This is a genomic window from Aquimarina litoralis, assembly GCF_039523995.1.
Lineage (GTDB): Bacteria > Bacteroidota > Bacteroidia > Flavobacteriales > Flavobacteriaceae > Aquimarina > Aquimarina litoralis.
Window position 1 is genome coordinate 1453736 of sequence record NZ_BAAAGE010000001.1, and the last position, 12481, is coordinate 1466216.

At 32.5% G+C, this 12481-nt stretch carries 8 protein-coding genes; 3 read left to right on the forward strand and 5 right to left on the reverse strand.

Going from position 1 to position 12481, the window contains the following annotated elements; genetic code table 11:
* The 5 genes from ABD077_RS05890 to ABD077_RS05910 form a co-directional block, all read right to left on the reverse strand.
* Positions 1-1242, reverse strand: a complete 1242-nt coding sequence (locus ABD077_RS05890; protein ID WP_343911403.1) for a DUF4861 domain-containing protein — start codon at positions 1240-1242, stop codon at positions 1-3.
* Between the two features lie 90 nt (positions 1243-1332).
* The gene (locus ABD077_RS05895) at positions 1333-2124 is read right to left on the reverse strand and encodes a gluconate 5-dehydrogenase (protein WP_343911405.1); all 792 of its coding nucleotides are present in this window, start codon (positions 2122-2124) and stop codon (positions 1333-1335) included.
* Between the two features lie 7 nt (positions 2125-2131).
* On the reverse strand, positions 2132-2971 hold the full coding sequence (kduI, locus tag ABD077_RS05900; RefSeq protein WP_343911407.1) for a 5-dehydro-4-deoxy-D-glucuronate isomerase: 840 nt from the start codon (positions 2969-2971) through the stop codon (positions 2132-2134).
* Positions 2972-2992: 21 nt separating this feature from the next.
* Complete coding sequence (uxuA, locus tag ABD077_RS05905; RefSeq protein WP_343911409.1) at positions 2993-4174, reverse strand: mannonate dehydratase; 1182 nt, start codon at positions 4172-4174, stop codon at positions 2993-2995.
* A 10-nt stretch (positions 4175-4184) separates the two neighbouring features.
* Positions 4185-5015, reverse strand: coding sequence for an SDR family oxidoreductase (locus tag ABD077_RS05910; RefSeq protein WP_343911411.1), 831 nt, complete (start codon positions 5013-5015; stop codon positions 4185-4187).
* A gap of 323 nt (positions 5016-5338) precedes the next feature.
* Between ABD077_RS05910 and ABD077_RS05915 the strand changes: the two genes are divergently transcribed.
* The 3 genes from ABD077_RS05915 to ABD077_RS05925 all read left to right on the forward strand — a co-directional run bounded on the left by ABD077_RS05915 (position 5339) and on the right by ABD077_RS05925 (position 12350).
* Complete coding sequence (locus ABD077_RS05915; RefSeq protein WP_343911413.1) at positions 5339-6472, forward strand: T9SS type A sorting domain-containing protein; 1134 nt, start codon at positions 5339-5341, stop codon at positions 6470-6472.
* A 4-nt stretch (positions 6473-6476) separates the two neighbouring features.
* Positions 6477-8144: a hypothetical protein gene (locus tag ABD077_RS05920; RefSeq protein ID WP_343911415.1), complete on the forward strand. Its 1668-nt coding sequence runs from the start codon at positions 6477-6479 to the stop codon at positions 8142-8144.
* 105 nt (positions 8145-8249) lie between these two features.
* Positions 8250-12350: a hybrid sensor histidine kinase/response regulator gene (locus ABD077_RS05925; protein WP_343911417.1), complete on the forward strand. Its 4101-nt coding sequence runs from the start codon at positions 8250-8252 to the stop codon at positions 12348-12350.
* Positions 12351-12481 lie beyond the last annotated feature (131 nt).

Genomic DNA, 12481 nt, shown 5'->3' on the forward strand with positions numbered 1-12481 from the left:
CTAATTTATTACTATAGGATTTGATAATTTATAGCTAGTTTCCTCAACCATTTTTTCGAACCCTTCAGAAGTTTTGAATTGTTTGTCAGATGCTTCCCATCCAGAAAGAAAATAGAAAGTGGTTGGTTTTTGACTGGAAACCTGCATGACAGTATAATAGGTGTTTACAATATCCATTTCTCCATCATCAACTTTTTCCTGAGTAATAAAATCATCTGTAGAAACTAACAGCGCCATGCCTAGTAAATCCTTATTTTCCGATTGCTTACCAAAGGTTTCTAAAACATTGTATTTGTTGTACACTTTGGTGTTCATTTCATTAGGTTTTAGATTTACAATTCCACTTACTAGTTTCATTTGATCTGTTAGGCCTTTAAAAAAAACATCGCTTTGATACCCCCATTGTCCTTTCCAAATAGTAATTCGGTGAATCACTTCTGCACGTAGGTCTCCGATCTTTGAATTCTTATAATTCATTTCGAAAATTGACCGGATAGGACCTTCAGTAATCACTTGGAATTTGGAGTGATCTACTCCAGTAATTCGATATAAAGAATCCCTATATTTAATCGCTAAAGCTCCTGCACCTAATGATTTTCCAACTTTTAGGATATCCATACCCCAATCAGCTAATTCATGGTAGTTTCCTTCTCCTAATCCAACCTTGTCTAAAACAGGTTCTGAAGTTGTTTTACCAAAAATGTCGATGCCATTTCTAGGATCAAAATAGAACCTAAAACCTACTTTATCATTCTCCCAAGCTGGTCCTTCCATTTGATAAAAAATACTATCATTAGTTCTGGGATCTTCCTTTCTTTCTTGAGCTAAAACTTCTTTTACATTTAATTTGTTGGTTCCTATACCGAAACGAATATTTGTTTTTGGTTTAAAGGAAGGAATGCCATCTGAAGGGATAGTTGTCAATGCTAACTTTATAGTTTGATTCGGTTTAAAATCTAAAACTAGACTCATCTCATCCCAGATACGATCATTTTCTAAATCATCGAGTTGAAATGGAACCACTTTTCCTGTAGAATCCTTCAGTACTGGAACATGGTTCGTCGGAATACTATCTAAAATTTTAACGATTCGATCTCTAGAAATAACAATACGTTCATCTATTCTATCAATATCATTAGTGTTCGTAAAACTAAGATACTTTGCAGGTAATTCAGGTTTTGAATTGTCTTTACAACTTGTGACTAGAAATAGTAAAGAAATAATAATAAATAGATGTTTCATCTGTCTATTTTTATGGTTTTAATTTTTAGATGGAATGTACCTTGAAGTATAACCGTTATTGATAACCTAATAATAGGTTTCATTCCATTATTACTCGTTTGAAGGCTTACCAATTGTGGCAAGAATTCCTCCATCTACATAGAGTATATGTCCGTTGATAAAATCACTTGCTTTTGAAGCAAGAAAAATTGCTGAACCAGCAAGATCATTAGGATCTCCCCATTTTGCAGCTGGAGTTCTGTTTACAATAAAATCATTAAATGGATGCCCGTTGATTCGAATTGGCGCAGTTTGTTCGGTTGCGAAATATCCAGGACCAATTCCATTAACTTGTATATTGTGTTTTGCCCACTCCGTTGCCATATTCTGAGTTAACATTTTTAAACCTCCTTTAGCAGCAGCATAAGCTCCGACAGTATTACGACCTAATTCGCTCATCATGGAGCAGATATTAATGATCTTTCCCGATTTTCGTTCTATCATTCCTCTGACTACATGTTTGGAGACAATAAAAGGGCTCACTAGATCTACATTCAGTACTTCTTTAAAGTCATCAACTTCCATATTCTCCAAAGGGATTCGTTTGATAATTCCAGCATTATTGATAAGAATATGAATAGGTCCTATTTCGCTTTCAATTTTCGTGATCGAATCTTGTACTTCGTTCTCATTGGTAACATCGAACTTATAGCCTTTAGCTTTGATGCCTAGATTGGTATACATTGCAACAGCTTTGTCAATTTTTTCTTGTGATGAGTTTCCATTTACAATGATAGTTGCACCAGCAAGTCCAAGACCTTTTGCCATGGCCATCCCCAAACCGTGAGTAGCCCCGGTTATTAAGGCATTTTTGCCTTTGATATCGAATAGTGATAATGACATACGTTATTTATTTAAGATCGGTTATTTTGCAAGTATCCATATCTCCATAATCCAAATTTTCTCCCGCCATTCCCCAAATAAAAGTATAATTAGAAGTACCAGAACCAGAATGAATGGACCAAGGTGGCGAAATCACTGCTTGTTCATTTTGCATCCAGATATGTCGAGTTTCATTGGTTTGACCCATGAAATGGCAAACAGACTGATCTTCAGGAACTTCAAAATAGAAGTATACTTCCATTCTTCTATCATGAGAATGAGCTGGCATGGTATTCCACACACTTCCTTTTTTTAGTTCAGTCATTCCCATTTGTAATTGACAGGTCTCTACAATTCCTCCAACAATGAGTTGTAGTACAGTCCTATGATTAGATGTTTCCAGAGAACCTAATTCAATTTTATTAGCTTTTTCTTTAGTTACCTTTACTGTAGGGTAGGTATGATGAGCAGGAGCAGAGTTGATATAAAATTTAGCTGGATTAGAAGCACTTTGACTCTTAAATAGTATCTCTTTATTTCCTTTTCCTACATATAAGGCTTCTTTATATTCTAAATCATAAGAACTACCATCCACTATAACTGTTCCTTTTCCTCCAACATTGATGATACCTAATTCTCTTCTCTCTAAAAAATAAGATGCTTTTAAAGGATCGATAGGCTCAAGTTTTAAAGTGTCTTTCGGTACAGCAGACCCAGCAATATATCTATCATAGTGAGAATAAGTGAGATTGATTTTTCCAAGTTGCATGATGTTTTCTATCAAAAATTCATCTCTTAACTCGGTAGTATCCATTGCTTTTACAGCCTTAGGGTGAGATGCATATCTTGATTCGTAAGCGGTAGCCATAATTCTATTATTTTATTGATGTCATAAAGATTTTCTAATTCCTAATTCTAAACCTCTCAGTTCTGCAAGGCCTCTTAGTCTGCCTATTCCCGAATATCCGGGATTTGTTTTCTTATGTTGATCGTCTAACATTTTGTGACCATGATCTGGTCTCATCGGAATGTTTATATCTGATCGACCATTTTTTGATCTCTTATTTTGCTCTTTAATGAGGGCTTTCATTACCTCAAACATATCTACATCACCTTCCAAATGATTTGCCTCGTAGAAATTACCTTCTTCATCTCTTTTGGTACTTCTTAAATGAATGAAATGAATTCGATCTCCTAAATGTTCAATCATACTTGGTAGATCATTGTCTTTGCGCACTCCAAAGGAACCTGTACAAAATGTTAATCCATTGTTTGGAGAATCTACAGCCTTATATAAATCCAGAATGTCTTGCTCAGTACTCACTACTCTTGGCAAACCTAAAATGGGATACGGAGGATCGTCCGGATGAATACACATTAGTACTTCAGACTCTTCTGCAACGGGTATAATTTCTTTGAGGAAGTTAAATAAATGTGTCTTTAATTCTTTTGGCCCAATACCGTTGTAGGTGCTTAAAATATCATTAAAATCTTCTAGTGAGTATCCTTCTTCCGCTCCAGGTAATCCAGCAATGATATTATTTATTAAAAGCTTTTTCTGATCTTCCGACATTTGCTGTTCAAAAGCTTTTGCATTTTCTATCTGCTTATCAGTGTAATCATTTTCAGCTGCTGGTCGATTTAATAATAATAAATCAAACACAGCAAATTCTGTTGCATCAAAACGAAGAGCTGTGGATCCATCAGCAACGGGGTACGCTAGGTTTGTTCTCGTCCAATCCAAAACTGGCATAAAATTATAGCAGATGATATAGATACCACAGGAACTTAAATTTCTGATGGTTGTTTTATAATTTTCTATATATTGTTGGTAGTTTCCTGATTTAGTTTTAATGTTTTCATGGATAGGTACACTTTCTACAACTGACCAATGTAATCCAGATGCCTCGATGGTGTTTTTTCTTAATAGTATTTCTTCTTTGGTCCATACTTCTCCATTAGGAATATGATGTAATGCAGAAACAATTCCTGTTGCTCCTGCTTGTTTTATATCTGATAAAGTAACTGGATCATTAGGTCCATACCATCTCCAGGTCTGTTCTAAACTCATAATTTACTTTTTATACTCCGCTAAATGCGCTAAAACCTCCATCAATTGGAATTACTACACCAGTAACAAATTTGGAACCTGATCCACATAACCATTCGGTTGTGCCTATTAGATCTTCAGGTTCGCCATATCTTCCCATTGGGGTATGTTCAATGATTGTTTTTCCTCTTTTTGTTGGATTTCCTTCTGCATCTGTCAATAAGGCTCGGTTTTGATCCGTGAGGAAAAAACCAGGAGCTAAGGCATTTACTCTAATGCCTACTTTAGCAAAATGTACTGCCAACCATTGAGTGAAATTGGAAATGGCAGCTTTGGCCCCGCTATACGCTGGTATTTTGGTTAGAGGTGTAAAGGCATTCATAGAAGATATATTAAGAATACAACAGTCCTTCTTACCAACCATGTCTTTTGCAAAAATCTGTGTTGGTAGTAGTGTACCGATAAAGTTGAGATTAAAAACAAACTGAATTCCTTCTGAATCCAGATCAAAGAAAGTTTTAAAATCACTTTCGTTATTCTCAAGATCTTCTAAAGTTAAATGTGTATTAGAAGTAGTCCCTTTTGGATGATTTCCACCTGCACCATTAATTAGTATATCACAACTTCCTAGCTTCAGTTGTATTTCTTTTTGAGCTTCTAATAAAGACTTTTTACTAAGAACATCAGCAGAAACTCCAATCGCAGTTCCTCCTTGTTGTTTGATTTCTTCTGCTACTTTTTCGGCAGCTTCTTTTCTTAAATCTAAAACGGCAAGTTTTGCGCCTTTTTTAGCTAAAGCTATTGCTAATGTTCGACCTAAAACCCCACCACCACCTGTAAGTACTACGACTTTATTATTCATGTATAAAGAGAAAAAATTGGATTACATCAAATTTGAAGTTTTTATGACAATTACTATTTGAATTTGAAAAAAGGATCATACATAAAGTAGGATAAAAAAGTACAATAATCTGAATATCAATTGTTTATTTGCTTTCGGTAGCTAATAGTGTAGATGTTAAAAATCTAATCACTCTATTGTTAACAGTTGTGGTTATTGATAAAAATGATAAATTTTAAGAGTCTTTTTGTGATTAATTGAACAATTAACCCCCTTAAAGTGAACTCTTGCAATATTTAGATTTGATAGTTTTGAGATTAAATAGGTTTTAAATCTTTTTAGTCATGATTGTTAAATTACCCCTACACGGATTTCTTTTAAGTTTGATATTGTGTTGCTTTAATAATTTATTGAACGCTCAAGATGTAATAACATTATTAGAAGCAGATGGTCCTGGTGACACTTATGAATTGATAGAAAATACTTTTGGCGGTACACCGTATGAAGTACCTGATTGCGATCATACTCCAAGAATAGATCATGTCTCCGAAGTATTTGATGACGATTTAGATAAAAATGTATTTAAGTTCGATATCCATACGGATACAGATACAGATAGATGTCGGATAAATATCGACCGACAAAGAAATGAGATTAAAACATATGATCCTTCTCCAGATAAATTAAAAGCAGTAAAAGGAGAGTCCGTTGTCTATAATTGGAAATTCAAATTAGATGACGATTTTCTTCCAACGAATAGATTTACTCATATTTTTCAAATAAAGGCAAAAGGGGGAAACGATGACTCTAATCCAATTCTAACCATTTCTCCTTTTAAATCCAGTTCTTCTTCTGCGGTACGTAAGTTGAGAGTTCGTTATAGTCAAGGAGATAATCCTCCTTCTGGACCAGAATATGTTACGGTTAGAGAGATAGATTTAGAACCTTTTTTAGGAAACTGGGTTGATGTAAGTTGTGAAGTATATGTAAATGAAGATAGTACTACAATTTCTTCCGAAGAAGAACCGGGGTCTATAAAGTTAATTATCAAAGATATTGTATCTGGAACGGAACTATTAAATTATCAAGACAATGATATTGATATGCTTAGAGAAGGGGGTTCCGTATTTTTAAGGCCTAAATGGGGTATATATAGAAGCTTAGAATCCTTGATGCCTCTAAGAGATGAAACCGTTTATTTTGCAGATTTTTCCATAACAGAAAAAGATCAGTCATTGTTAAGTAATGAAGAGTTTGATCGAAATGACTTCCGTTTTTATCCAAATCCAGTTTTAGAAAAAATATTTCTTCAAAATATACGATCAAATGTAGATGTTCAAATATATAATCTCCAAGGTAAATTGGTTATTTCAGAACAAAAAGATCAAATTGATGTAAGCCATTTGAAGACTGGAGTATATTTTCTCAAAACATCTGATTCCAAAAACTCTTCCGTTTATAGAATTATAAAGCAGTAGTGCAATGCGTATTATATCTTTAAGTAATCTATATATTATCATATGCTTATTATTTACTTCTATGATAAGTACAACTTGGAGTCAAGACACGTATAGTATTCAAGACTTGGCAAATAATAAAGGTCCCTTTATCCCCGATTATAGTTACGCTGGATATCATTTTGGAGAAAAGGAAATTGAAATCCCAAAGAATATTACTGTATTAGAGGCAATCGATTTTGGAGTCATCTCAAATGATAAAAAAGATGATTCTAGAGCATTAAAGAAAGCATTTAAAAAAGCACATAGTGTGGAAGGTCCTGTACTTATTCAGTTACCAAAAGGTAGGATTATTATAAGTGAAATATTTTATTTTGAAAGAAGTAATATCATACTTAATGGTTATGGAACTGGAGATCTGGGAACAGAAATTTATTGTCCAAGACCGTTAATGTATTTAGAAGATCCAGAAGATTTAAAAGAACTTAGAGAATATTTAGTTACACTGGGTAAAATTCAAAAAGAAAAGGAAAATAATATTTCTATACCCTTTTCACAGTATGCGTGGTCGGGTGGTATGTTTTGGACTAGAGTTCCTGGTGTAAGAGTGAAATCATATTTGCAAAAGTATAATCTCCAACCTACTATTCTTGGCACTATTTGTAGTGCTAAAAGAGCAGATTTGATTTTTAAAACAAACAAAAATCATGAATTAAAAGTTGGAGATATTGTCGAAATACAGTGGTTTAATAAGCAAGGAGAAAATGGTAAGTTGCTAAATGAACTATACGGAAATGAAGATTTAAAAATAGGTTCTCATCATTGGAGTTATCCCGAGCTTCCATTAGTAAGACAACAAGTGAAAATAGAAAAAATTAAAAAGAATATTATTACTATTAAGTCTCCATTATTGTTGAACATTTTACCGGAATATGAAGTGAGAGTTATAGAATGGAAGTATTTAGAAGAAGTTGGTATTCAGAACTTTAAAATCACATTTCCATTTTCTAATTATATCGCGCATCATGTAGAGCAAGGTTATAATGGTATTTATTTAACTCGAGTATTTAATAGTTGGGTAAAAAATGTTGTTATTGATAATGCTGATAGTGGAGTTTTAACAGAGGCAGTTGCCAATATTACTATCCAGGATATCGTAACAAAAGGAAAAAAGAAAGCACATTATACAGTTCAAATGGGGGGTGTTCATAATGTTTTGGTAAAGAACTTATCTGTATATAATGACAGTGTACACCCATTAAGTTTTAATACTTTTTCTACAAAAAGTGTATACAGCAATTGTAAGATTTTTAAGAATCCGATTTTGGATCAACATTCTGGAGTGAACCATCAGAATCTCTTTGATAATATAAAAGTAGATATCCATGCTATTGGTGATGATACGTATCCGCTTTTTGCTGGAGGAGGAGCTGGATATTGGAAGCCATCACATGGATCTTATAGTACATTTTGGAATATAGAAGTAAATTTTTTGAATAATACCGAACAAAAAAAATCGATTATACTTAATGGGATGAATGATGGATCTAATGCAAGATTGATTGGGGTTTGGGGGAATAGAAAAATGACAGTAACTTATAAAACAGATGCTTATGTGGATTTTGGGAATAAGAAAATGGAGTTGATTCCTTCGCTATATGAGTATCAACTGGATAAAAGAATGAATATGTAGTATGATTTTCGAGTTATGGAGAGTTTGTTTAGTTGTTAACTTATTAACATTTTTTTAATATTTTAGGATTGTAGACGTTATTAGTTGAAAAAATTAGGGGAATAGATGAAATACATATACTGCGCTTTATTATCATTTTTTACTATAACTGGAGCTATTGCGCAAGATGATTTTTACAACAAGTTTTTACACCTTTTCACTTCGGATGGTTTATCGCAGAGTTCAGTAATTGCAATTCATCAGGATCGTTTGGAACAAATGTGGATAGGCACACGTGATGGTCTTAATAAATATGATGGTAATACATTTACGGTTTACAGAAATATTCCTGGAGATTCTACATCCATAAGCAATAATGATATACTATCCATTCAGGAAGATCAGGAAGGCTATATCTGGATAGGAACCTATAACGGACTAAATAGATATGATCCAAAACTAAATGTCTTTAAATCTTACTTTCATTCTAGTAAACAAGGAAGTTTATCAGACAATACCATTTGGACAATAAATCTGTTGGATAATGGCGAGTTGTGGTTTGGTTCGTCCAATGGTTTAATGCTATATAACCGTGAATCTGATTCTTTTACCACAATAAAGAACGATGCAGCCGATGCTTCAAGCCTATCTAATAATTATATTTTGAGTATTTATCAGGATAGTAAAAAGAATATTTGGATAGGAACAGCAAATGGACTTAATAAGCTTGATAAAAGAGATAAAGACACATTTGTTTTTAAAAGGTTTTATAGTAGTAATAAAGTAAATACTCTCAGTGATTCTTACATTCAGGCCATTGTAGAAGACGAGCAAAATAGATTATGGATTGGAACTAAATATGGAGGACTTAACTATTATAATTCAAAAACTAATTCTTTTAAGCATGTTAAACGAACTAAAAAAAATACATTAATCAATAAAGACGTAAGAAGCTTATCTATTGATCATCGTGGAGTTTTATGGATTGCAACCTATGATGGACTTTGTATAAAAGACACAAACGATGTTATTATTGAAATCAAACATCAACAGAATAATACAAAAAGTCTCAGCCGAAATTCTATTAAGACTATTTTTATAGATAAAAAAGGATCTACTTGGCTGGGGACATACTATGGAGGGATCAATGTATGGGATGAGTCTAATTCAAATTTTATATCGCTTCAGAAGAATAATCATGATATAGAATATGGTGTTGTAAGTAGTATTATACAGGATAAAAATGAGAATATATATTTTGGTACAGAAGGCAAAGGGATTAGTATTTTGAATTCCAGAAGAGATATATCTTTTGATATTAAAACAATTGCCGAAAAGAAACTTCCTAGTCTTAATATAAAGTCCTTATTCTTAAATCAAAATATACTGTGGATCGGAACATATAATGCTGGAATTGCATTGTATGATATTACTGCCAAAGAATTTGTGACAGATCTATTAAGTAAGGAATTACGATTACTTCTAAAAGATGTAGGAGTTTATTCTATTAAGAAGTCGAATGAATTCATGTATTTCGGAACTTTTGGAAAAGGACTGATTCAATATAATTTAGATACTAAAGGTTTTAGATTTTTAACTCATAATAATATTGATAAGAAGTCTCTTTCTAATAACATCATTAGAGTTATGCTTGTAGATAATAATTCGAATCTATGGGTGGGAACACAAAATGGGCTTAATTATATCGATCACACTAAACTTAAAGAAGATAAAGTTGTTATAAAGCGTTTTTTCTTTAACGAAGAACAACTTTCAGGAGATGATATTTTATGTATTTATGAAGATTCTGAAGGAACTATTTATATAGGTACCAAAGCTAATGGAGTCTATAGATATGAAAATGAAGTGTTCAAAAAAGTTGAGCTTAATGTCGTAGGAACTAAGATTAGTACAGTATTTAGTATTGTAGAGTATGATAAGAATTCTATTTGGATAAGTTCTAACAAAGGTATTATCGCATACAACCCTAAGAAGAACAGTTCGATTTTATACAATCAAACCGATGGTCTTACCAGTAATGAATTTAATAATAACTCTTGTCTTAAAGCTAAGAATGGAGATTTGTACTTTGGAGGGCCTTCTGGTGTATCGTTTTTAAATCCTAAACGTATCAAGAAAAATACATTCATTCCTCAGGTCATTCTAACTGATTTTAGTATTCAAGGGAAAAAAATTGACACCTATGGCGAGGAAACAGTGTTAAAGAAAGATATTTCTTATGTAGATAAAGTTACATTATCGTATGATCAGGCTTCTTTTGGTATTGGCTTTGCTATTCCAAACTTTATCAATCCTTCAAATAACCAATATGCATATAGGCTAGTAGGATTAGATAATCAATGGCAGTATACTAAGAATACAGAAATTAACTATACAATACAGAAACCCGGAAAGTATATTTTTGAAGTTAAAGGTGCTAATAATGATAATATTTGGAACGAAAATCCTACACAACTTCAAATATCAGTAAGACCAGCACCATGGAAAAGCCCTATGGCATTAGCGGGGTATGCCCTAATGATTGCGTTAGCATTATTTGGATTAAACTATATCAATAAGGCACGTACAAAATTAAAACACGAACTCGATTTAGAGCATTTAGAAAATTTGAGAAAAGAGGAAATGAACCGTTCTAAATTAGAGTTTTTTACCAATATCTCACACGAATTTAGAACACCTTTAGCTTTGATTATAGCACCATTACAGCAATTGATAGAAAACTATCAAGGAAGTAATAAGATGTATAAAAAGCTTTTGGTAATAGAACGAAATGCCGATCAATTATTAAAATTGATAAATCAACTGTTGGATTTCAGGAAGTTTGAAAATAAGCATTCCAAATTGCAGGTAGCAGAGGGTAATTTGGTAAAATACCTTAAAGAAATTTATCTGTCCTTTAATGAATTTGCCAAAGCAGGATCGTATATCTATACCTTTGAAACCTCTTCCGAAGATATCAAAGTATATTTTGATCGTTATAAGTTAGAACGAGTTTTTTATAATTTGATTTCTAACGCTTTTAAATATACACCCGAAGGAGGAGAAATTAATGTCCGTATTTATGAAGAAAGTGCACAGGTAATTGTAGAGATTAAAGATACCGGAAAAGGCATTGAAAAGGAATTCGTAGATAAAGTTTTTGATCGTTTTTATGAAGTGGCAGGTGATAAAGATTATCAAAAGCAATTTAATCAAGCTAGTGGTATTGGATTATCAATTGCTAAAAAAGCTATTGACTTACACAAAGGAGCCATAGAAGTTATAGATACGAATTTAGAAAAAGGCACTATTTTTAGAGTTAGTTTATTAACTGGAAAAGCACATTTAGAAGAAGCGGATATTATCAAGGATTTTAAGGTGAGTGATGATATTACTCAATACGAAAATCAGATTTCCAGGGCGAAAGAAACTAATGAATTAGATATGGAAATGGTTTTTAAAGATGATGAAAAACCATTGGTTTTAATTGCAGAGGATAACGATGAGTTAAGAAATTTTATTGGTGATATGCTTAAAGATTATTACCAAGTCATTAAAGCTGAGAATGGGCAAGTTGCATTTAAAAAAGCATTGCAGAAAATACCAGATCTTATAATTAGTGATGTAATTATGCCTAAAATGGAAGGTACCGAGTTATGTGCGAAAATAAAGAATGATATTCGAACAAGTCATATTCCATTTGTTTTACTTACCTCAAGATCTTCTTTAATATATAAATTCGATGGATTAGAGTCTGGTGCAGATGCTTATATAAACAAACCTTTTAATGTAAAGGAGTTTTTACTAATCATTCGTAATCTACTTTCTTCTATAGAAAAGCAAAAAGAAAAATTTTCTTCTAATGAATATACATCCTCAGATGTCACCGTTACTTCAATAGATGAAGAGTTATTGAAAAAGGCAGTAAAAATTGTAGAGGATAATATTAGCAATACTTCTTTTGATATTCCTTATTTCAGTTCAGAACTTGGGGTTAGCAGAACTATGTTATTTTCTAAAGTTAAGGGTTGGACCAATTTAACACCTAATGAGTTTATACATTCTATTCGTATGAAACGAGCTTCTCAATTACTGGAACTTGGGCAGATAAATGTTTCGGAAGTTTGTTATAAAGTTGGTTTTAGAAACCCAAAATATTTTACAAAATGTTTTAAAAAACACTTCAATCAAACCCCATCAGAATACGCTTCCAAATTTTATTCTTAAAAAAGCGTCGATTTTAGCATAACTCCCTTTATTACAGGTTCATTTTCAGTGTTTAGTACAGAAATATACCCTTTTTAGGACTTTTAGATATAGGGTTTTGACTAGGTTTGAGTATGAATAGAAAACAAAAC